This window comes from Acidovorax sp. SRB_24 (assembly GCF_012931925.1).
In genome coordinates, this window is the sequence record NZ_MWOM01000020.1 from 18692 (window position 1) to 40598 (window position 21907).

16 protein-coding genes are annotated in these 21907 nt (G+C 68.2%); 8 read left to right on the forward strand and 8 right to left on the reverse strand.

Going from position 1 to position 21907, the window contains the following annotated elements; all coding sequences use genetic code 11:
- Nucleotides 1-56 precede the first annotated feature (56 nt).
- From B2J89_RS09375 to B2J89_RS09385, 3 genes are all read right to left on the reverse strand, one after another.
- Nucleotides 57-989: a LysR family transcriptional regulator gene (locus B2J89_RS09375; protein WP_169168820.1), complete on the reverse strand. Its 933-nt coding sequence runs from the start codon at nt 987-989 to the stop codon at nt 57-59.
- Between the two features lie 146 nt (nt 990-1135).
- Nucleotides 1136-3220, reverse strand: a complete 2085-nt coding sequence (locus B2J89_RS09380) for a diguanylate cyclase domain-containing protein (protein ID WP_371809054.1) — start codon at nt 3218-3220, stop codon at nt 1136-1138.
- A 185-nt stretch (nt 3221-3405) separates the two neighbouring features.
- Nucleotides 3406-4029, reverse strand: a complete 624-nt coding sequence (locus B2J89_RS09385; RefSeq protein WP_169168821.1) for a Crp/Fnr family transcriptional regulator — start codon at nt 4027-4029, stop codon at nt 3406-3408.
- Between the two features lie 252 nt (nt 4030-4281).
- Between B2J89_RS09385 and B2J89_RS09390 the strand changes: the two genes are divergently transcribed.
- Nucleotides 4282-5307 (forward strand): porin, encoded by a 1026-nt coding sequence (locus B2J89_RS09390; protein WP_169168822.1) that lies wholly within the window; start codon nt 4282-4284, stop codon nt 5305-5307.
- Between the two features lie 254 nt (nt 5308-5561).
- On the opposite strand, the gene B2J89_RS09395 is transcribed toward B2J89_RS09390, so the two are convergent.
- From B2J89_RS09395 to B2J89_RS09405, 3 genes are read right to left on the reverse strand one after another with little or no spacing between them, the layout of a single operon-like run.
- Entirely contained in the window at nt 5562-6995 is a 1434-nt protein-coding gene (locus B2J89_RS09395) for an efflux transporter outer membrane subunit (protein ID WP_169168823.1), read from the reverse strand.
- Entirely contained in the window at nt 6988-10170 is a 3183-nt protein-coding gene (locus tag B2J89_RS09400; protein WP_169168824.1) for an efflux RND transporter permease subunit, read from the reverse strand. The genes B2J89_RS09395 and B2J89_RS09400 overlap by 8 nt, the downstream gene beginning before the upstream one ends.
- A gap of 12 nt (nt 10171-10182) precedes the next feature.
- Nucleotides 10183-11502 (reverse strand): efflux RND transporter periplasmic adaptor subunit, encoded by a 1320-nt coding sequence (locus B2J89_RS09405; protein WP_240964801.1) that lies wholly within the window; start codon nt 11500-11502, stop codon nt 10183-10185.
- A gap of 188 nt (nt 11503-11690) precedes the next feature.
- On the opposite strand from B2J89_RS09405, the gene B2J89_RS09410 reads away from it, so the two are divergent.
- Entirely contained in the window at nt 11691-12332 is a 642-nt protein-coding gene (locus tag B2J89_RS09410) for a TetR family transcriptional regulator (RefSeq protein WP_169168826.1), read from the forward strand.
- Here the strand turns inward: B2J89_RS09410 and B2J89_RS09415 are convergent, their stop codons facing one another.
- Complete coding sequence (locus B2J89_RS09415) at nt 12333-13547, reverse strand: urate hydroxylase PuuD (protein WP_169168827.1); 1215 nt, start codon at nt 13545-13547, stop codon at nt 12333-12335. It abuts the gene before it with no gap.
- Between the two features lie 430 nt (nt 13548-13977).
- Here B2J89_RS09415 and B2J89_RS09420 point away from each other — a divergent pair, with 430 nt between their 5' ends.
- Nucleotides 13978-14514, forward strand: a complete 537-nt coding sequence (locus tag B2J89_RS09420) for a hypothetical protein (RefSeq protein ID WP_371736082.1) — start codon at nt 13978-13980, stop codon at nt 14512-14514.
- A gap of 144 nt (nt 14515-14658) precedes the next feature.
- Here B2J89_RS09420 and uraH read toward each other — a convergent pair whose 3' ends face one another.
- Nucleotides 14659-15009: a hydroxyisourate hydrolase gene (uraH, locus tag B2J89_RS09425; protein WP_169168828.1), complete on the reverse strand. Its 351-nt coding sequence runs from the start codon at nt 15007-15009 to the stop codon at nt 14659-14661.
- Between the two features lie 90 nt (nt 15010-15099).
- On the opposite strand from uraH, the gene B2J89_RS09430 reads away from it, so the two are divergent.
- The 5 genes from B2J89_RS09430 to ggt all read left to right on the forward strand — a co-directional run bounded on the left by B2J89_RS09430 (nt 15100) and on the right by ggt (nt 21662).
- Nucleotides 15100-15777, forward strand: coding sequence for a GntR family transcriptional regulator (locus tag B2J89_RS09430; RefSeq protein ID WP_169168829.1), 678 nt, complete (start codon nt 15100-15102; stop codon nt 15775-15777).
- Nucleotides 15774-16730, forward strand: a complete 957-nt coding sequence (gene puuE, locus B2J89_RS09435) for an allantoinase PuuE (protein ID WP_169168830.1) — start codon at nt 15774-15776, stop codon at nt 16728-16730. Before B2J89_RS09430 ends, puuE begins: the two co-directional genes overlap by 4 nt.
- Before the next feature lie 6 nt (nt 16731-16736).
- Nucleotides 16737-18512, forward strand: a complete 1776-nt coding sequence (uraD, locus tag B2J89_RS09440) for a 2-oxo-4-hydroxy-4-carboxy-5-ureidoimidazoline decarboxylase (protein WP_169168831.1) — start codon at nt 16737-16739, stop codon at nt 18510-18512.
- Complete coding sequence (locus B2J89_RS09445; protein ID WP_169168832.1) at nt 18509-19765, forward strand: M20/M25/M40 family metallo-hydrolase; 1257 nt, start codon at nt 18509-18511, stop codon at nt 19763-19765. Before uraD ends, B2J89_RS09445 begins: the two co-directional genes overlap by 4 nt.
- Nucleotides 19766-19868: 103 nt before the next feature.
- Nucleotides 19869-21662: a gamma-glutamyltransferase gene (gene ggt, locus B2J89_RS09450; RefSeq protein ID WP_169168833.1), complete on the forward strand. Its 1794-nt coding sequence runs from the start codon at nt 19869-19871 to the stop codon at nt 21660-21662.
- Nucleotides 21663-21907 lie beyond the last annotated feature (245 nt).

Here is a 21907-nt window from a genome sequence, read left to right on the forward strand (position 1 = left end):
TGATTTTGGCATTCGATGAAATAGGCCTCTGGCGCAGCATGGACGTGCGCTGAAAGCTATTGTTTTCGTAGCGACTCCGCCACCGCCTTCACACACTCGCGCAGCCACATGGCGGCGGCAGACTGGTGCGTGCGCGCATGCCACAGCTGGTAGTACATGAGCGGCGGAAAGGGCACGGGGCACGGCAGGATCGCCAGCGGCAGCTGCTCGGTGTAGCGCTCGCAGTACTGGCGCCCGGTGGTCAGCACCAGCAGGCTCGACGCCACGATGTCGGGGATGGCGCTGAAGTGCGCGCAGCGCGCCGTGATGCGGCGCGACAGGCCCAGGCTTTCCAGGTGCGCATCGATCACGCCCCGCGCCCCCGGGTGCGTGGGCGTGGGCGCAATGTGCTCGGCCGCCAGCCAGTCCTCCGGCACCCAGCCGCGGCGCACGGCCGGGTGCTCGCAGCTGACCAGGCAGACCACTTCGTCGGCGAACAGGCGGCCCATGTGCAGGTCGCTCGGCGGCTGCGGCCAGTTGCCGATCACGACGTCGACCTCGCCCTGCTCCAGGTGCGCGTGGTAGTGCGCGTCGGGCGTCAGCGCCAGGATGTCGATGGGGCACAGCGGCGCCTCGGACTTGATACGCGCCACCAGGCGCGGCAGGAAGCGGGGGTCGAGGTAGTCGCTGGCGGCCACGCGGAAGGTGCGCGTGGCGCTGCGCGGGTCAAAGCCGCGAGCGTCGGAGAAAAGCGCCTCGGCCGCGCGCAGGATGGCGCCGGCAGGCTCGACCATGCGCAGCGCCGCATCGGTGGGCAGCATGGCGGCGCCCGAGCGCACCAGCAGCGGATCGCCCGCCAGGTCGCGCAACCGCTTGAGGGCGCCGGACACGGCCGGCTGGTGCATGCCCAGGCGCACGGCGGCGCGCGAGACGCTGCGCTCGGTTAGCACCGTGTGCAAGACCCGGATGAGGTGCAGGTCTATCTTGTCTAGAAGGGCTTGGTCTCTCATGGGGGATGGTGCTTCCGGTCTGGTGCGCAGGCCTGTGCGGCGCCGTCTTTCCAGGCCCGCAGGCGTGCCCCGCACTTCGTCCGAAGCGGCCAGCCCCGGGCGGCGGCCAATGTACCACTGGGCGGCACCGGGGCCGGCCCGCGCGCCTAAACGTCCACGGTCCGCGGCGCACCAGGCGCTGCGTGCACCACCACCTGGTTCCGGCCCGCGCGCTTGGCGTCGTAGCAGGCCATGTCGGCGGCATGCAGCACGGCCGCCACGCCGTGCGCGCGCGCGTCCAGCACCACCATGCCCACGCTCACGCCCAGCGTGAAGCTGCGGCCCTGGTACACGGGCTCCCAGGCCTGCACGGCCGCGCGCAGCTGCTCGGCCACCAGCGCGCCGTGCGCCGCCGTGCAGCCCGGCAGCACCACGGCAAATTCGTCGCCACCGAGCCGGGCGACCCAGCCGCTCTGGCGCACCTGGCCCTGCAGCAGCTGCGCCACATGGCACAGCACGTCGTCGCCCGCGCCGTGGCCGGCGACGTCGTTGACCACGGTGAAATGGTCGATGTCGAGGTGCAGGAACACGCCGTCGCAGGGCGCCGCATCGGGCGCTGCGGGCGGCGAGCCCTGCCCGGCGCGGTCCAGCCGCTCTGCCAGCAGCAGCTGCAGGCGCTGCTCGCAGCCCAGCCGGTTGGCCAGCTGGGTCAGCGGGTCGTGCGTGGCGGCCCAGGCGTTTTGCTGGCGCGCCTCGTGCGCCGCGGTCAGGTCGTCCAGCGTCCAGACGTTGCCGCCCTCGAGGCCTTCCACCCGCACACTGCGCCCTTGCACGCGCGCCCAGACGGCGCTGCCGTCCTTGCGCCGCAAGCGCACGTCGCCGGCATAGGCGCCGTGCGCGGCAAAGCCGGCGCGCACGCGGGCGGCGGTGTCGGCGTAGTCGGCGTCGGACAGGTAGAGCATGCGCAAGGGCCGGCCCCGCAACTCGGCCTGCGCATAGCCCAGCATCTGGCAGACCTGCCGGCCCAGCACCTGCAGGCGGCCCTGGCGCGTCACCACGATGCCGATCGAGGCATGGTCCAGGATGGCCTGGAACTGTCCGCCCACGGCCTGCTGCAGGCGCGCCTGGTGCGCGCGCTGCCCCTGCAGCGCCTGCAGCACCTGCACCAGCGCATCGACCTCGCCCGGGGAGGCGGGCCAGGGCAGGTCGGCAGCCGCGTCGTCGTGCAGCAGCAGCGCGGCACGGTCGCGCAGGCGCTCCAGGGGCAGCAGCAGCCACCACAACAGCGCCACCGCGAGCGCTGCGCTGAGCGCAATGCCCGCTGCGGCCAGCCCCCAGGCGCGTTGCTGGGCGCCCTGCAGCGGCTGCAGCACCTGCGGCGTGTCGCTGACGCGCGCCACCATCCACTGCGGCAGCGGCATGCCGGCCATGCTGACGATGTGCCCGGGCAGCACCGTGGTGCTGCCCGGTCCCGGCACGGCGCGGGCCTGCGCCAGCCACTGCGCGTAGACCGCGGCGAGGCCGGGCTCGTCGCTCACATTGCCCATGACGCGCTCGGGATCGGAGTGCGACAGGATGGTGCCGTCGCGCGTGAACACCACCAGGCGCGAGTCGCTGCGCTGCGGCTGCGCGATGTAGGCGGGCAGCAGGCCCTGCGACTGCAAGCGCAGGGCGCCGGCCAGCGCCCCCGTCACCGCGCCGTCGGCGGCGTGCAGCGGCATGGTGAACATCACGCGCGCCTCGCTCGTTCCGCCGCCCACCAGTTCGGAGACCATGGGCTTGCCCCCGACCAGCGTGCGGCGCAGGTAATCGCGCTCGGCCGGGTCGAGGTTGGCCACGCCCTCGAGGCGGCCATGCTGCAGGTTCAGCCGCAGCTCGCCGTCCTTGCGCGCCACCTGCATGGAGTCGAAGAACTGCACGGCCGGCAGCCCCTGCTGCAGCACCCACTCGAGCGATGAAGGCGATTCGAGCATGTCCGTGGTGATGCCCGACGCGACGGTGCGCAGCACTTTCTGGCTTTGTTCGATCTTGCTGGCCAGCAGCCGGGCCACCAGCTCGACCTCGTCGCCCTGCTGGTCCACCAGGCGCTGCACCGCTTCCTGGTCCGAGGCCCGGTCCACCAGCCAGCCCGCCAGCGTGCCCGACAAGACCACCAGCAAGACGACCAGCACCGCGAGCTTGAGGGCCAGCGCGCCGGGCAGGGTCCAGGCCCCTGCCCCATCGGAAGATGGCGCAAGGTCTGGGGGTTTCACGGCCGCTCCGCGCAGGAAGCGTCCGCGTCGCGTGCAAAAACTGCAGGGGGCATGGTCGCAGAGAGGTGGAAGCGGGAGCACCCAATATACGCAGCCGCCCGCTCCCTTGCGTGGGGTCGAACCCTCAAAGGCCCCGAGGACAAACCCTGACGGCCACCCGCAGGCGCCCCCACGCCGCGGCGGACTCAGCGGCCCGCGACCTGCTGCAGGATCTCGGGCAGTGGCAGCTGCAGCACAGCGCCCGTGCCCTTGATGAGCCCGCTCTCGCGCAGGTTGCGCAGCACGCGCGAAAACGTCTCGGGTGCAATGCCCAGTTGCGCCGCGATCAGGCGCTTGCGCTGGCACAGCGTCACGCTGGCGTGGCCCTGCGCATCGCGCTGTGCGTGCTGCAGCAGCCACTGCGCGCAGCGCGCTTCCGCATCCTGCGCCAGCCGGCTTACCGCCAGCTCGGTCTGCTGGCGGTAGCCCGAGGCCATGTCGCGCAGCAGCATCTGCGTCGACGCGGGCAGCATCTGGACCTCGTGCAAGAACACTTCCAGAGGCTGGCGCCGCAGCCGCACGCTGGTCTCGGCCACCATGTCCACCGCAGAGGGCAGCCCGAGCAGGGCCGAAGCGGCATCCAGCCAGAACGGGCCCTCCACGACGCCGAGCTGGTGGCGCATGTGGCCATCTTCCCGCACCCCCAGTACCACGCGCCCGCTTTCGAGGTGCAGCACCGAGGTCAGCTGCTGCTGGCGCTGGCGCAGCACCTCCCCTGCAGCGGCCATTTCGGGCGCGGCATGCAGGTCGGAGCTGGAGAAGGACAACATGGAGGCCACTGTGCCGGGCGACTTCCCTGCGCGCCTTGCGCAGGATCAAAAAAACGGGTGATGCAGGCACGCAACAGATTGTCTGTTTTGTATACAGCTTCCCGGCAATTGCCCGCGCAAAACGGCCCGGGAGCCGCAAAGTTACTTACCATCACACCCCGCCCAGCCGTGCGCGCACGGCTGGGCGCCCCTTTTGGGCCCCGCATTTCCCCCGCCGCCATGTCGGCATCCTTTCCCTTTGCAGGAGTTTCAATGTCCAAAACCCTCATGGCGCTGAGCGCCGCCCTGCTGTGCGCCGGCGCAGCCCACGCCCAAAGCTCGGTGCAAGCCACCGGCCTGGTCGACCTCTATGTCGGCTCGCTGAAGTTCGCTGGCGACGCCAGCAGGAAAAACGTCGTCGACAGCGGCGGCCTGACCACGTCGTGGATTGGCTTCACGGGCACCGAAGACCTGGGCGGCGGCCTCAAGGCCCAGTTCAACCTGACCTCGTTCATGCGCGCCGACACCGGCACGCCCGGCCGCTTCGTGAACGACACGTTCTTCTCGCGCGACGCCAACGTGGCGCTGTCGGGCGCGTTCGGCTCGGTCCAGCTGGGTCGCGGCATGGCGCCCAACTTCCTGCCCACCATCGTGTCGAACCCGCTCGGTGATTCGTTCACGTTCTCGCCGCTGGTGCTGCACGCCAACGTGCCGCTGTTCAACGCCTCGGGCTGGCAAGGCACCACCCCGTCCGACACGGGCTGGTCCAACCAGGTCGTCTACAGCACGCCCGACATGGGCGGCCTCAAGGCCAACCTGCACTACCAGTTCGGCGAGCAGGCCGGCAGCAACGGAAAGAAGAACATCGGCCTGAACGCGCTGTACTTCAGCGGCCCGATCACGCTGACCGGCTTCTACGAGCGTGACCAGGTCAGCAACCCGGCCGTGCCCAACACGCTGCTGCCGAACACCCAGAAGAGCTGGATGCTGGGCGGCGCCTACGACTTCAGCGTCGCCAAGGCCTTCCTGAGCTATGGCCAGTCGTCCGCCGACGGCTCGAACATCAAGGCCAAGACCGGGCAGCTGGGCGCGTCGGTGCCGCTGGGCGCGGGCAAGGTGCTGGCCTCGTACGCGCAGACCAAGCTGTCGTCCACCGACATCTCGCGCAAGACCTTCACCGTGGGCTACGACTACAACCTGTCCAAGCGCACCGATGTGTACGCCATGGTCATGAACGACCGCATCACCGCGCAAACCACCGGCACCAGCTTCGGCGCCGGCATCCGCCACCGCTTCTGAGGCTGAAGGCGCCGGGCTGCAGCGCGCACGCCGCTGCAGCCCGGCGCTATGGGTGCGTTGCGCCATCAAAAAAGAGAGCGCCTTGCGCTTGCCCTGTCTGCGTTTCGGAGTGAAAATCCTCTGAAATACAGCAGTGACAAGCGCAAGGCGCTCTCTTTTTTGATGATCGGAAGCACCGCGGCCCTGCCCCCGCAGGCACCGGCCGCTCCCCACCGCGGGCACCGGCCGTGCAGGCGCTGCGGCCTGCCGCCGGCCTACAGCGCCGGGGGCACCGGCGCTGCCGGGGCAGCGTCGGCCGTCCAGCCGCCACCCAGCGCCTTGTACAGCGCCACCTGGTTCTGGCGCTGCGCCAGCTGGGTCTGCGCCAGCGCCTGCTGCGTCGCAAACAGCGCGCGCTGCGCGTCGAGCACGTCCAGGTAGTTGGCCACGCCATTGCGGTAGCGCAGGTCGGCCAGGCGGAAGCGGTCGGCCTCGGCGTCGGCCTGGGCCTGCTGCGCCTGCAGCTGCTCGCCCAGCGTGGCGCGGCCGGCCAGGGCATCGGCCACTTCGCGGAACGCGCTCTGGATGGCCTTCTCGTACTGCGCGACGGCAATCTGCCGCCCGGCGCGGGCCGCGTCCAGGCCGGCCTGGTTGCGGCCGGCATCAAAGATGGGCAGCACGGCCTGCGGCGCCAGCGTCCAGCCCCACGAGCCGCTCTTGAACAGGCCCGACAGCGCGCCGCTGGCCGTGCCGGCGCTCGCCGTGAGCGAAATGCGCGGGAAGAACGCCGCACGCGCAGCGCCGATGTTGGCGTTGGCCGAGATCAGCTGCTGCTCGGCCTGGCGGATGTCGGGCCGGCGCGCCAGCAGGTCGGACGGCATGCCTGCGGGCACATCGGGCAGCATCAGGGCCGCGCTGCTTTCGGGTGGCGCCAGCAGGGCGTCGGGAATCGGCTGCCCCACCAGCAGCGTGAGCGCGTTGACGTCCAGCGCCCGCTGGCGGCGCTGCTCGGCCAGCGCCGAGCGGGCGGCGGCCGTGAGCGACTCGGCCTGGCGCAGGTCCAGCGCCGAGGTCACGCCCTGCTCGAAGCGCAGCCGGTTCAGGCGCAGCGAATCTTCGCGCGTGGCCAGCGTGCGCTGCGTCAGCGCCAGCAGTTCGTTGTTGGTCTGCAGGCTCAGCCAGGTGCTGGCCACCGAGGCCACCAGGCTGGTCTGCGCGGCGTTGCGCGCTTCCTCGGTGGCAAGGAACTGCGCCAGGGCGGCCTCCTTGAGGCTGGCGACCCGGCCAAAGAAGTCGATCTCCCACGACGCCAGCGCCAGGCCCGCGGTGTATACGCTGGCGATACCGTTGCTGCCGTCGACCGCCGGCTGGCGATTGCCGGCAACGGCGGCATTGAGCGTGGGCAGCTGGTCGGCCCGCCGGATCTGGTACTGCGCCCGCGCCTGCTCGATCGACAGCACCGCCACGCGCAGGTCGCGGTTGTTCTGCAGCGCCAGCGCCACCAACTCACGCAGGCGCGCATCGCCGACGAAATCCTGCCACGGAACGTCGGCCGCCGCCGTGGCGGCACGCGCCGTCTCCGTCGCAGCAAAGGGCCATTGCGCAGCGACCGGCGCCGCAGGGCGTTCGTAGGTCGGGATCATCGAGCAACCGGCCAGCAGCGCCGCAGCGCTCGCTGCCAGCAGCGGGGAAAGTTTGTTCTTACGCATGGGGCTTACCTTCATTTCCTGCTGGATCCTGTTCGATGCCGGCGGCTTGCGCGTGGGCCGCGTGCATCCGGCGCTGCCGGTCGCTGCCCTTGAAGAGGCTGCGCACCACAACAAAGAACGTCGGCACGAAAAACACCGCCAAGGAGGTGCCGACCACCATGCCCGCGATCACACCGGTGCCGATGGCGCGCTGGCTGGCCGAACTCGCGCCAGAGGCAATGGCCAGCGGCACCACGCCCAGAATGAAGGCGAGCGAGGTCATGACGATCGGGCGGAACCGCAAATGGGCCGCCGCCAGCGCCGACTCGACGACGCCCTTGCCCTGCGCCTGCAGATCCTTGGCGAATTCGATGATCAGGATGGCGTTCTTCGCCGACAGGCCGATGATGGTGATCAGCCCCACCTGGAAGTAGACGTCGTTGTTCATGCCGCGCAGGCTGACGCCCAGCAGCACGCCCAACACGCCCAGCGGCACCACGAGAATCACCGACAGCGGGATCGACCAGCTCTCGTAAAGCGCCGCCAGGCACAGGAACACCGCCAGCACGGCGAAGCCATACAGCACGATGGCCTGCGAGCCGGCGAGCTTTTCCTCGCGCGACTGGCCCGTCCATTCGAAGCCGAAGCCCGCCGGCAGCTGCGCTGCCAGGCGCTCCATCTCGGCCATGGCCTCACCGGTGCTGTAGCCCGGCGCGGCGCCGCCCGCAATGCGCATGGCCGGATAGCCGTTGTAGCGCACGGTCTGCATGGCGCCGCTGATCCAGCGCGTGGTGGCGAACGACGACAGCGGCACGGCCTTGCCCTGGCTGTTGAGCGCCGTCAGCTGCAGGATGTCCTCGGGCTGCATGCGGGCCTCGGCCTCGGCCTGCACCACGACGCGCTGCATGCGTCCGGCGTTCGGGAAGTCGTTGATGTAGGCCGAGCCCAGTGCGGTCGAGATCGTGTTGTTGATGGCGGCAAAGCTCACGCCCTGCGCGCTGGCCTTGTCACGGTCGATATCGACCTGCAGTTGCGGCGCATCCTCCAGCCCGTCGGGTCGCACGCCGGCCAGCACCTTGCTCTGGGCAGCCATGCCCAGCATTTGGTTGCGTGCCGCCACCAGGGCGTCGTGGCCGTTGCCACCGCGGTCCTGCAGGCGGAACGTGAAGCCGGAGCTGACGCCCAGCTCAGGAATCGGCGGCGGGCTCAGCGCAAAGATGAACGCATCGCGCACGCTCGAGAGCGCGCCCATGGCCCGGCCCGCAATGGCGTCGGCGGTGTGCTCGGCGCCCGCGCGCTCCGACCAGTCCTTGAGCGTCACGAACGCCAGACCGGCGTTCTGCCCCTGGCCGGAGAAGCTGAAGCCCAGCACGGCGACCATGTTCTTCACTTCGGGCTGCTTCAGCATGAAGCCCTCGACCTTTTCGACCACGGCCTGGGTGCGCTCCAGCGTGGCGCCCGGCGGCAGCTGGATGTTGACCAGCAGGTTGCCCTGGTCTTCGCCGGGCAGGAACGAGGTCGGCAGGCGCATGTACAGCACGCCCACGGCCGCGATCAGCGCAACGTAGATGACCATCACCCGCCCGCCCCGGCGCAGCAACTTCGCCACCCAGCCTTCATAGCCCTTGGCAGTGCGCGTAAAACCGCGGTTGAACCAGCCGAAGAAGCCCGTCTTGGCATGGGCATGGCCCGCCTGGACCGGCTTGAGCAGCGTGGCGCACAGCGCGGGCGTGAGCGACAACGCCATGAACGACGAGAACGCGATCGACACCGCCATCACCGCCGAGAACTGGCGGTAGATGTTGCCCACCGAGCCGGCAAAGAACGCCAGCGGCACAAACACCGAGATCAGCACCACGGTGATGCCGATGATGGCGCCCGAGATCTGGCCCATGGCCTTGCGCGTGGCCTCGAGCGGCGGCAAGCCCTCCTCGTTCATGATGCGTTCGACGTTCTCGACCACCACGATGGCATCGTCCACCACGATGCCGATCACCAGCACCATGCCGAACATGGTCAGCACGTTGATCGAGAAGCCCATCGCCAGCAATGCGCCGAAAGTGCCCAGCAGCGCCACCGGCACCACGATCGTCGGAATGATGGTGTAGCGGATGTTCTGCAGGAACAGGAACATCACCAGGAACACCAGGGCGATGGCTTCAAGCAGGGTCTGCGCGACCTGCTTGATGGAGATCTTGACGAAGTCAGAGCTGTCGTAGGGAATGGTCCAGCTCACACCGGGTGGAAAGAATTTCTCCAACTCGGCCATGCGCGTCTTCACGGCCGCGGCCGCAGCCAGCGCGTTGCCTGTGGGCGACAGCTGAACGCCCATGCCCGTGGCCGGCTTGCCGTTCAATCGCGCCGTGGTGGCGTAGGACTGCGCACCGAGTTCGATGCGGGCCACGTCCTTGAGCCGAACCGTGGAGCCGTTGGGGTTGGCGCGCAGCACGATGTCGCCGAACTCCTTGGTCGAACTGATCTGCCCGGGCACCACCACGGTGGCCGAAATCGTCTGGCCTGTGAGGTTGGGCAACTCGCCCAGGCTACCGGCCGAGACCTGCGCGTTCTGCGTCTGGATGGCGCTGGCCACGTCGGCGGCCGACAGGTTGAAGCCCTGCAGCTTGGCCGGATCGACCCAGACCCGCATGGCGCGCTCGGCGCCGAACAGCTGCACCTGCCCAATGCCGGGCAGGCGCTGCAACTCGGGCAGCACGTTGCGCGCGGCATAGTCGCTCAGCGCATTGACGTCAAACCCTGGATCGGACGACGACAGCATGGTGAACAGCAGGAAGTTGCTGCGCGACTTGTCGACGCGTACGCCCTGCTGCGTCACCACGGAGGGCAGTCGCGGCGTGGCACGCGAGAGGCGGTTCTGTACCTCGACCTGCGCCAGATCGGGATTGGTGCCAGGCTCGAAACTCAGCGTGAGGGTGCCCGTGCCGTTGGCCTGGCTCACAGCCTCCATGTAGGCCAGACCGGGCGCGCCGTTCATTTCGCGTTCGATCACGGCCAGCACGCTGTCTTCCAGCGTCTGTGCCGAAGCGCCTGGATAGGCTGCGGACACCACGATGGTCGGTGGCGCTACGGACGGGTACTGCGCGATGGGCAGCTGGGTGATCGACACGGCACCAAGCACCATGACGAACAGGGCGATCACCCACGCAAAGATGGGGCGGTCAATAAAGAACTTGGCCATGGGGCTGGCTCCTTATTTCTGACCGGCGCCGGAGGCCGCCGCAGGAGCGCTGGCCGCTGGCGCAGCACCGGATGCGGCTGTGGCCGGTGCAGCGGCAGACGGCGCAGCGGCGGCGGGTGTCGCGCTGCCGGGGGCTTGCCACGGCACGGCCTTCACGGGCGTACCGGGCGGCATCATCTGCAGCTTTTGGAAGCCATCGACCATGACCTGCTCCCCTTCCTTCAGGCCTTCGAGCACGATCCACTGGTTATTGCGTGCCGCGCCGATCTTCACCGTGCGCTGGCTGAGCTTGCCGTCGGCGCCTACCACTGTGATCTTGTCGCCCTGCTGGGTGCGCGTGACCGCCTGCTGCGGCAGCGTGATGGCATTGGCCACCTGGGCCTGCTCCAGCCGCACCCGCACATACAGGCCCGGCAGCAATTCCCCCTTGGGATTGGGCACCTCGGCGCGCAGCGTGATCTGGCCCGTGCTGGCATCCACTGTCAGGTCGGAGAACAGGAGCTTGCCGGCACGGCTGTATTCGCTGCCATCCTCCAGCAGCACGCGCACGCTGGCGGCATCGCTGCCGCCAGCCCGCTCAAGCTTGCCCTCGGCCATGGCGCGGCGCAATTTCATCACCTCGCCTGCCGACTGGGTGAAGTTGATATAGACCGGGTCAATCTGCTGGATCACCGCCAGCGGCGTGGCCTCGCCCTGTCCTACCAAGGCACCTTCGGTGACCAGGGCGCGGCCGATGCGGCCCGAAATGGGCGCCGTCACGTTGGCGTAGTTGAGGTTGATGCGCCCGGTCTGCACAGCCGCCTTGCCGACGGCCACGTCGGCTTCAGCCTGTTTTTGCGCCGCCACGGCATTGGCGTATTCCTGCTGGCTCACGGCATTGGCTTCAAGCAGCGGCTTGTAGCGCGTGGCCAATGCGGTCGCTTGCGTCAGGTTGGCCTGCGCGCGTGCCAGCGTGGCCTCGGCGCTTTGCAGGGCTGCCGCATAGGGAGCGGCGTCAATGGCAAACAGGGGCTGGCCTGCCTTGACGTCGCTGCCTTCACGGAAAAGGCGCTTTTGCAAAATGCCCGCTGCCCGCGCCCGCACTTCGGCGACGCGCGATGCCTCCAGTCGCCCTGGCAGTTCTGTGACCAGTCCCACTTCACCAGGCTGGGCAATGACCACGCCCACCTCGGGCGCAGGCATGCCGCCAGCGGCCGCAGCGGACGGCGCATCGCCCTTGCCGCAGGCGGACAACAGCAAGGCAAGGGACAAGCCACCGGCTGCCACGCCCCAGCGCAGGTGCGCAGGAGGCTGGGCAGGGGCAAGCACGGGGGCAGTCTTGACAGAAGGCAAGGCAGGCATGGTGTTCCTTTGGTACGGGAAAAGCGATGGCTTGAAGAAGAGGCCGCGCCAGTTTAGTGAATCGGCCCATGGCGCGTGTGACGCGCCCAGCGCCAGTGCTGGATGAAACGGCGAAGTATACATACATTCTAGAATGTATGTATAGTGACGGCATCGACACCCATGCCGGAGGTATTTACATGGCCAGACGCACCAAGGCAGACGCCCAGGCGACCCGCGCGGGCCTGCTGGATGCCGCCGAAACACTGTTCCAAATGAAAGGCGTGTCGCGCACATCGCTGAACGACATTGCGGTGGCAGCGGGCACCACGCGCGGCGCCATCTACTGGCATTTCAAGGACAAGGCCGACCTGTTCAACGCCATGATGGAGCGCGTGACGCTGCCCCTGGAGCGAACGCTGACGCTGGCCAACGTGATCACGGCAGACGACCCGGTGGCCGAAATCCGCAGCGCCATGCTCGAGGCGCTGCGCATCATTGCGACCGATGCACAAACGCGCCGCGTGTTGACGATCGCCACGCACCAGGTGGAATACACCGCCGAGCTCAGTGCCGTGCAAGAGCGCCATGTGCGGGTGCACAGCGAATGCGTTGCGCGCAACCAGGCGGCCTTGGCCCGGGCTTTTGCGGCCCGCCGGCTGTCCGCGCCGATGCCCCTGGAGTGCGCGGCGCTGGGCCTGCAGGTGTTGATCGAAGGGCTGGTCCAGAAATGGCTGCTGGACCCTTCGGCCTTTGACCTGGCGGCCTGCGGAGAAGCCACCCTCGATGTCTATCTGGCGGGCCTGGGCTTGCGCGCCCGGCCCGCCCCCCCTGCCGCCTGATCAGTGCGTGGCGGCGCCAGCCTCGTACCAGCGGCCGATCAACGCGCGCTCGTCGTCGGTGATCTGGGTGGCGTTGTTCATGGGCATGAGTTTTTGCACCACCACCTGCTGGTAGATCGCCTGCGCATGCTGCTGTACGCTTTCGGCCGAATCCAGGCGCAGGCCCTTCATCTGCACCTGGGCGCCGTGGCACTGGGTGCAGCGCTGCTCCAGCACGTGCTGCAAGCTCTTGAAGTCCACCGGGGTTGGCGCGCTGGCGGCTGAGGCGCCGGCCGCTGCCGCGGCGGGTGCGGGACGCAGCCAGGCGATCAGACCCGCGAGGACGCAGATGCCCACCAGCGCGTAACCCAGCGGATTGCCGTTGCGGCCGAGCTTGTAGCCATGGCGCATCACGAAGAACTGGCGGATCGCGGCGCCGGCAAACATCATGGCAATCAGAATGACCCAGTTCTGCGGATGGCTCCAGGTGAAGCTGTAGTGACCGCTGAGCATGGCAAAGATCACCGGCAGCGTGAAATAGGTGTTGTGCACGCTGCGCTGCTTGCCGCGCTTGCCGTGGATCGGGTCGACCGGCTGGCCGGCCTTGATCTGGGCGACCATGGTGCGCTGGCCAGGAATGATCCAGAAGAACACGTTGGCGCTCATGGACGTGGCGATCATCGCGCCGACCAGCAGGAACGCGGCGCGGCCGGAGAACCAGTGGCATGCGAGCCACGAGGCCACGCACACCAGCACCAGCACCAGCGCGCCCACGATGGCGTCGCCGTTCTTCTTCTGGCCGAAGACGCGGCAGATGCCGTCGTAGAGCAGCCAGAACACGACCAGGAAGGCCAGCGCCACGGCGATCGCCTCGGCCGGCGCCCAGTCCATCTTCGACTTGTCTACAAGATAGGTGCTGGCGCTCCAGAGGTAGGACACGGTGAACAGCGCAAAGCCGCTCAGCCAGGTCGTGTAGCTCTCCCAATAGAACCAGTGCAGGTGCTCGGGCAGTTGGGGCGGTGCGCCGGCGAACTTGACCGGGTGGTAGAAGCCGCCGCCATGCAGGGCCCACAGCTCGCCGCTCACGCCCTGCTTTTTCAGGGCCTCGTCCTCGGGCGACGTGAGGCTGCTGTCGAGGAACACGAAATAGAACGACGAGCCAATCCAGGCAATGGCGGTGATGACGTGGACCCAGCGCAGCAGCAGGTTGGCCCAGTCGAGATAGTAGCTTTCCATGGCTCTCAACCTTGGCGGCTCTGACGGGCCGCGTTCGCAACCTGCTCACCACTGCGGGGCGCTCTGAGCAGACAAAGGGGCCGCGCTCCACGGCAGTGGCCTGCCAGGCTCCGCTGCGACCGGAGGACAGGAAGTGTATGCAAAAACTGCGCACCCTTTGAGACGGCGCAGGCAGAAACACACCGGATTTACCCTGCCCCTGTCTGGGCCGCACGGTGCCACAGCACCCCCGATGCAAGCCCAGGCCGGCACGCACTGCCGCCATGCCCGTTCCCATGGCGCCGCGCCTTGGGTAGACTGCGCCCTCACGGGGCGGCCCGCAGCAGCCTCCAGGCCCTCCGACCACCCACACCCTGTCGCCCAACCACCACCCGCCCGCAGCCACGCACCGTCCATGCGCTGGACTGCCCGCAGCACCGCGATACGCACCATGCCCCACACACCGCCCCCGCACCGCTCCGCACACCGCAGCCACTGGCTTGTGGCCGGCCTCATGGCCGCCGTGGCGGCATTGGTAGCCGCCTGCAAGTCGGCGCCCGACACCCCGCAGACCTCCGACAGCCGCTGGCCCGGCACCGATGTGCCCACCGCCACCGGCCCGGGGGGCGCCGCCGTCGCGGCGCGCGCCTCGGCCGCAGCCACGGCCCGGGCCTACCGCCAGGATGCGGCCACGCACCTGTACGGACTCAACGCCCACCGCATCTACAAGGGCAAGATGCCGCCCATGCTCTACGCCATCGGCGTGCTGGAGGTGGACATCGACCGCACGGGCCGCGTCACGCGCCTGCACTGGATGCGCGCGCCGCGCCATGCGCCCGAGGTGGTGGCCGAAATCGAACGCACGGTGCGCGCCGCAGCGCCGTTCCCGGTGCCCGCGCGCCTGGGCCGCGTGACCTACACCGACACCTGGCTGTGGGACAAGGCCGGCCAGTTCCAGCTCGACACGCTGACTGAAGGGCAGCTTTGAGCGAACGGACGCCCTGAATCGCTCCTGAAAAAAGAGCAGCCCGCGCTTACAGGCCATGGATTTCTAGATGCTTTCATTCTGAAACCCAATCGCCACAAGCGCTGGCTGCTCCTTTTTTTGATGCATCCACCGCTGCACCGCGCCTCAAGAGCCGCGGTAGGTCGAGTAGCTCCAGGGGCTGACCAGCAACGGCACGTGGTAGTGCTGGTCGGCGTGGGCGACGCCGAAATCCAGGCTCACCTGGCCGAGGAAGTTGGGCTCCGGCAGTGCCACGCCGCGGGCCTTGAAATACCCGGCCACATCGAAAGTCAGGCGGTAGGTGCCCACCTTCAGGCTGGCGTTGTCGAACAGCGGCGCATCGGTGCGCCCGTCGTGGTTCAGCACCAGGCGCTGCAGCAGCGTGGCCTGCCCGCCCGTGGTGGCATACAGCGCCACGTGCATGCCCGCCGCGGGGCAGCCGTTCATGGTGTCAAGGACGTGGGTGCTCAGGCCCATGGGATTTCTCCTTCAGTGATGCCAAGCGCAAAGCTGCGCATGTAGACCAAAAGTGTATACACTTTTTGGCAATCTCTCTATCATGTCGCCATGGAATCCTCTACCACCAGCAGCATCGTCGAGGCGCTGACCCGCGCCATCGTCGACCACCGCCTCCACCCGGGCGCCAAGCTCGCCGAGCAGAAGCTGGCCGACCACTTCGGTGTCTCGCGCACGCTCGTGCGCCAGGCGCTGTTCCAGCTCGCGCAGAACCGCCTCATCACGCTCGAGCCCGCGCGCGGCGCCTTTGTCGCCAAGCCCTCGGTGGCCGAAGCGCGCCAGGTGTTCAGCGTGCGCCGCATGCTCGAGGCCGAGATGACGCGCGCGTTCGTGCGCAGCATCACGCCCGCCAAGATCCGCGCGCTGCGCGCCCACGTGGCCAGCGAGAAGGCCGCCCTGGACCGCGCCGACGTGGGCCAGCGCACCGAGCTGCTGGGTGACTTCCATGTGCGCATGGCCGAGCTCATGGGCAACGACGTGCTGGCCCAGTTGCTGGGCGACCTGATCTCGCGCTGCGCGCTCATCACGCTGGTCTACCAGTCCACCACCGCCGCGGAACACTCGCACGGGGAGCACGGCCAGATCGTGGACGCGCTGGCCGCGCGCGACGAGGAGCGGGCCGTGCAGCTCATGCAGGCGCATCTTTTGCATGTGGAAGAAGGCCTGGCCTTCGACCGCGAGCCCCCGAGCAACGACCTCTCCATGGCCCTCTCTTCCGCTGCCCCATGACCTACGACGCCACCCTGCCCTACCCCCGCGACCTGATCGGCTACGGCCGCAACCCGCCCCCTGCGCAATGGCCCGGTCAGGCGCGCGTGGCCGTGCAGTTCGTGCTCAATTACGAAGAAGGCGGCGAGAACTGCGTGCTGCACGGCGATGCCGCCTCCGAGCAGTTCCTGTCGGAGATGTTCAACCCGGCCGCCTACCCCGAGCGCCACATGAGCATGGAAGGCATCTACGAATACGGTGCGCGCGCCGGCGTCTGGCGCCTGCTGCGCGAATTCGAGAAGCGCGGGCTGCCGCTGACGGTGTTCGGCGTGGCCACGGCGCTGCAGCGCTCGCCCGACGTGGCCCAGGCCTTTGTCGACCTGGGCCACGAGATCGCCTGCCACGGCCTCAAGTGGATCCACTACCAGGGCGTGCCCGAAGGCATCGAGTGCGCCCACATGGAGCTGGCCATGGGCATCTTCCAGGACCTATTCGGCGACCGCAGCGAGCACGGCCTGGGCTGGTACACCGGCCGCGACAGCCCCAACACCCGCCGCCTGGTGGCCGACTTTGGCGGCTTCGCCTACGACAGCGACTACTACGGCGACGACCTGCCGTTCTGGATGAAGGTGAGGAAAAGCGACGGCAGCACGGCCCCGCAGCTCATCGTGCCCTACACGCTCGACTGCAACGACATGCGCTTTGCGCTGCCGCAGGGCTATTCGCATGCCGATCCGTTCTTCCAGTACCTCAAGGACACGTTCGACGTGCTCTACGCCGAAGGCGACCCCGCAGGCGACAACGCCCCCAAGATGATGAGCATCGGCATGCACTGCCGCCTGCTGGGCCGCCCCGGCCGCATCACCGCGCTGCAGCGTTTCCTCGACCACATCCAGGGCCACGACAAGGTCTGGGTCTGCCGCCGCATCGACATCGCGCGCCACTGGGCGCACACCCACCCCTGCCAGGACTGAAACACCATGCCATTGACGCTGGAACAACTCAACGCCGCCGATGCGGTCACCGCCGCCGCCCTGCTCGACGGCCTGTACGAACATTCGCCCTGGATCGCCGAGACGGCGCTCGCGCAGCGCCCGTTCAAGTCGCTGGCGCACATCAAGCACGCCATGGCGCAGGTGCTCGCCCAGGCGCCCGGGCAGGCCCAGCTCGACCTGATCCGCGCCCACCCGGAGCTCGCCGGCAAGGCCATGGTGGGCAACACGCTCACGGCCGAATCGACCAACGAGCAGAACCAGGCCGGCCTGACGCAGTGCACGCCGGAAGAATTTGCGCGCATCCAGCAGCTCAACGCCGACTACAACGCGCGCTTTGGCTTCCCGTTCATCCTGGCCGTGCGTGGCCCGCGCGGCCAGGGCCTGCCCAAGCAGGAAATCATCGACACCTTTGCGCGCCGCCTGGCCAACCCGGTCGACTTTGAACGCGCCGAGGCGCTGCGCAACATCCACCGCATCGCCGAGATCCGGCTCAACGACAAGTTCGGCTACGCGCCCACGCTGGGCAACGACGTCTGGGACTGGCAGGAGCGCCTGGCGCAGCACAGCGACGCGGGCTACGCCGAAAAGGGTCAGCTCACCGTCACCTACCTCACCGACGCGCACCGCGCCTGCGCTCAAGCGCTCAGCCACTGGATGCGCGAATGCGGCTTTGACGAGGTCGAGATCGACGCTGTCGGCAACGTCGTGGGCCGCTACCACGGCGCCACGCCCGATGCCAAGGTGCTGCTCACCGGCTCGCACTACGACACCGTGCGCAATGGCGGCAAGTACGACGGCCGCCTGGGCATCTTCGTGCCCATGGCCTGCGTGCGCGAACTGCACCGCCAGGGCAAGCGCCTGCCATTCGGCATCGAGGTGGTCGGTTTTGCCGAAGAGGAAGGCCAGCGCTACAAGGCCACGTTCCTCGGCTCGGGCGCGCTTATCGGCCAATTCAACCCGGCCTGGCTGGAGCAAAAGGATGCCGATGGCATCGCGATGCGCGAGGCCATGCAGCATGCGGGCCTGTGCGTCGACGACATCCCGAAGCTGCAGCGCGACCCGGCCCGCTACCTGGGCTTCATCGAAGTGCACATCGAGCAGGGCCCGGTGCTCAACGAACAGGGCATTCCGCTCGGCGTGGTCACCTCGATCAACGGCGGCAAGCGCTATGTCTGCGAAATGATCGGCATGGCCAGCCACGCCGGCACGACCCCGATGGATCGGCGCCGCGACGCGGCCGTCGGCGTGGCCGAACTCGCGCTCTACGCAGAACAGCGTGCTGCGCAAGACGGCGACTCGGTCGCCACCATCGGCCAGCTCACCGTGCCCAATGGCTCCATCAACGTGGTGCCGGGGCGCTGCCAGTTCTCGCTCGACATGCGCGCACCGACCGACCCGCAGCGCGACGCGCTGGCGGCCGACATCCTGGCCGAGCTCGAAGCCATCGCCCGGCGCCGGGGCCTGCGCTTCAGCGCCGAACTGTCGATGCAAGTGGCGGCAGCCCCCAGCGCCACCGCATGGCAGCAGCGCTGGGAGCGCGCCGTCGAGGCGCTCGGCGTGCCGGTGTTCCGCCTGCCCAGCGGCGCCGGCCACGACGCCATGAAGCTGCATGAAATCATGCCCCAGGCCATGCTGTTCACGCGCGGTCTGCACAGCGGCATCAGCCACAACCCGCTCGAGAGCACCACCAGCGACGACATGCAGCTGGCCATCGATGCCTTCTCCCATGTCCTCCACCAAATCGCCACGGAGACCCCATGAACGCACCCAACCACGGCCACAACGCCCTGACCTACCGCCAGCTCGACGCCTGGATCGACCAGCATTTCGACGAGGAAGTGCGCTTTCTACAGGCGCTGGTGCAGGTGCCCACCGACACCCCGCCGGGCAACAACGCCCCGCACGCCGAGCGCACCGCCGAGTTGCTGCAGGACTTTGGCTACACCGCTGAAAAGTACGCTGTGCCCGCCGCCGATGTCAAGGCCTACGGCATGGAGTCGATCACCAACCTGATCGTGCGCCGGCCCTACGGCGACGGCGGCCGCACCATCGCCCTCAATGCCCATGGCGACGTGGTGCCACCGGGCGAAGGCTGGACGCACGACCCCTATGGCGCGGACATCGCCAACGGCGACATGTACGGCCGCGCCACTGCCGTGAGCAAAAGCGACTTTGCCAGCTTTACCTACGCCGTGCGCGCCCTCGAAGCCGTGGCCAAGCCCAGCAAGGGCGCGGTCGAGTTGCACTTCACCTACGACGAAGAGTTTGGCGGCGAACTCGGCCCCGGCTGGCTGCTCAAGAACAAGCTGACCCAGCCCGACCTGATGATCGCCGCCGGCTTCAGCTACGAAGTCGTGACGGCCCACAACGGCTGCCTGCAGATGGAAGTCACCGTGCACGGCAAGATGGCGCACGCCGCCGTGCCCCACACCGGCGTGGACGCCCTGCAAGGCGCCGTCAAGATCCTGAACGCGCTGTACACACAGAACACGCTGTACCGGCAGGTGACCTCGCAGGTCGATGGCATCGAGCACCCCTACCTGAACGTCGGCCGCATCGAAGGCGGCACCAACACCAACGTCGTGCCCGGCAAGGTGGTGTTCAAGCTCGACCGCCGCATGATCCCCGAAGAAAACCCGGCCGAGTTGGAAGCCAACATCCGCCAGGTGATCGCCGATGCCGCCGCCCAGTGCGCCAAGGGCACCACCGTCGAGATCAAGCGCCTGCTGCTGGCCAACGCCATGAAGCCCCTTGCCGGCAATGCGCCGCTGGTCCAAGCCCTCCAGAAGCACGGCGGCGAGCTGTTTGGCGAGCCGATTCCGTCCCGGGGCACGCCGCTGTACACCGACGTGCGCCTGTACGCCGAGCACGGCATTCCGGGTGTGATCTACGGCGCCGGCCCGCGCAGCGTGCTCGAATCGCACGCCAAGCGCGCCGACGAGCGCCTGCACCTCGAAGACCTGCGCCGCGCCACCAAGGTGATCGCGCGCAGCCTGCACGACCTGCTGGCCTGAGCGCGCGGCAAGCCAGTAGCGCTCGCACCACTGCCCGCTCTACACTGCCAAGGACTTGCCCCGCCATCGGTGCAAGTCCTTTTTTACGCCCGAGGAGACAAGCATGCACATCCGCCACACCCTGCTGGCCAGCAGCCTTGCGCTGGCCCTCGCCAGCCTCGCCGCCTGCAGCAACACGCCGCAGCAGATGCCCCCCGCCGCGGCCACGCCGGCGGTCGTGCAGCAGACCGCCGCCGCCCAGGCGGCCAGCGCCGCCTACGACTTCGACATGGACGTGTTCCACCCGGTCGTGGCACGCAACGGCATGGTGGCCACCGAGCAGGAACTGGCGTCGCGGATCGGCCTGGACATCCTCAAATCCGGCGGCAACGCGGTGGATGCGGCCGTGGGCATCGGCTTTGCCTTGGCCGTCGCCTTGCCCAATGCGGGCAACCTGGGCGGCGGCGGCTTCATGGTGGTGTACGACGCCAAGACCGGCAAAAGCGTGGCGCTCGACTTCCGCGAAGTGGCGCCGGGCAAAGCCACGCGCGACATGTACCTCGACGCCAAGGGCAATGTGATCGATGGCAAATCGCTCTACACCCCCTACGCAGTGGGCGTGCCCGGCACGGTGGCCGGCATGGAGCATGCGCTCAAGACCTGGGGCACGCTGCCGCTGTCCACGGTGGTCGCGCCGGCCGTCGCGCTGGCAGACAAGGGCTTTCCCGTGAGCGAGCCGCTGGCCAAGATCCTGCAGCAGGAGAAGAAGAACATGGGCCAATGGCCTGCCACGCGCGAGATCTTCTGGCGCAACGGCGAACCGCTCCAGGTCGGCGACACCCTGGTGCAAAAAGACCTGGCGCAGTCCATGCGCCTGATCGGCCAGCAGGGCTCCAAGGTGTTCTACGAAGGCGCCATCGCACAACAAATTGCCGCCGAGATGGCACCGTATCCCGGCGCCCTCTCGCTGCAAGACCTGCGCGAATACAAGGTGGCCGAGCGCGAACCGACGCGGGGCAGCTACCGCGGCCATGAGATCGTCACCATGCCGCCGCCCTCTTCCGGCGGCCCGCACCTGGTGCAGATCCTGAACATGATGGAGCAGTGGCCGATCGCACAATGGGGGCCCAACAGCGCCCAGACCATCCACTACATGGCCGAGAGCATGAAGCTGGCCTACGCCGACCGCGCCGAATACCTGGGCGACCCCGATTTCGTGAAGATTCCGCTCAAGGGCCTGACCTCCAAGCGCTACGCAGCGGCGCTGGCCAAGGGCATCGATCCCAACATGGCGCGCAGCGGCAAAAGCATCAAGCCCGGCCAGCCCCAGCCGTACGAGAGCGACCAGACCACGCACTACTCGGTGGTGGACAAGGCCGGCAATGCCGTGGCCGTGACCTACACGCTGAACACCAACTTCGGCAGCGGCATCGTGGCCAAGGGCACGGGCATCCTGCTCAACAACGAGATGGACGACTTCTCGGCCAAGCCCGGCGTGGCCAACGCCTACGGCCTCGTGGGCGGCGACGCCAATGCCGTGGCCGCGAAGAAGCGCCCGCTCTCGTCGATGACGCCCACGCTGGTGCTCAAGGACGGCAAGCCCGTGCTGATCACGGGCAGCCCCGGCGGCGCGCGCATCATCACGACCGTGTTGCAGACCGTGGTCAACACCATCGACTTCGGCATGAACCCGGCCGAGGCCGCGTCGACCCCGCGCGTGCACCACCAGTGGACGCCCGACGAGCTGCGCATCGAAAAAGGCCTGAGCCCCGACACCATCGCCCTGCTCAAGCAGCGGGGCCACAACGTGGCGCTCAAGCCCTCGATGGGCCGCACGCAGACCATCCAGCTCAGGGACGGCAAGCTCTACGGCTACTCCGATCCGCGCAACCCCGACGGCAAGACGCTGGGCTACTGAGCCCAGCACAGCCGCGCTGAACGCGCCAGCTACAGGCCATGGCCATGCCTGTAGCTTTTTTTTGCCCCGCACGTTGCCGGCGTGGCGTGGCGCGGTGGACCCGGGGCCGGAGAGCGCACGCGCCGAATTTCGGCGGTCATCCAACGCATTCGCGCGGGTTTCCACTATGAATTTTTACCCCGGAATTGCATACACTTTTTCCATACACCAACCCTTGTTCTGCCTCTGAGTCCATTTCAGCCCGC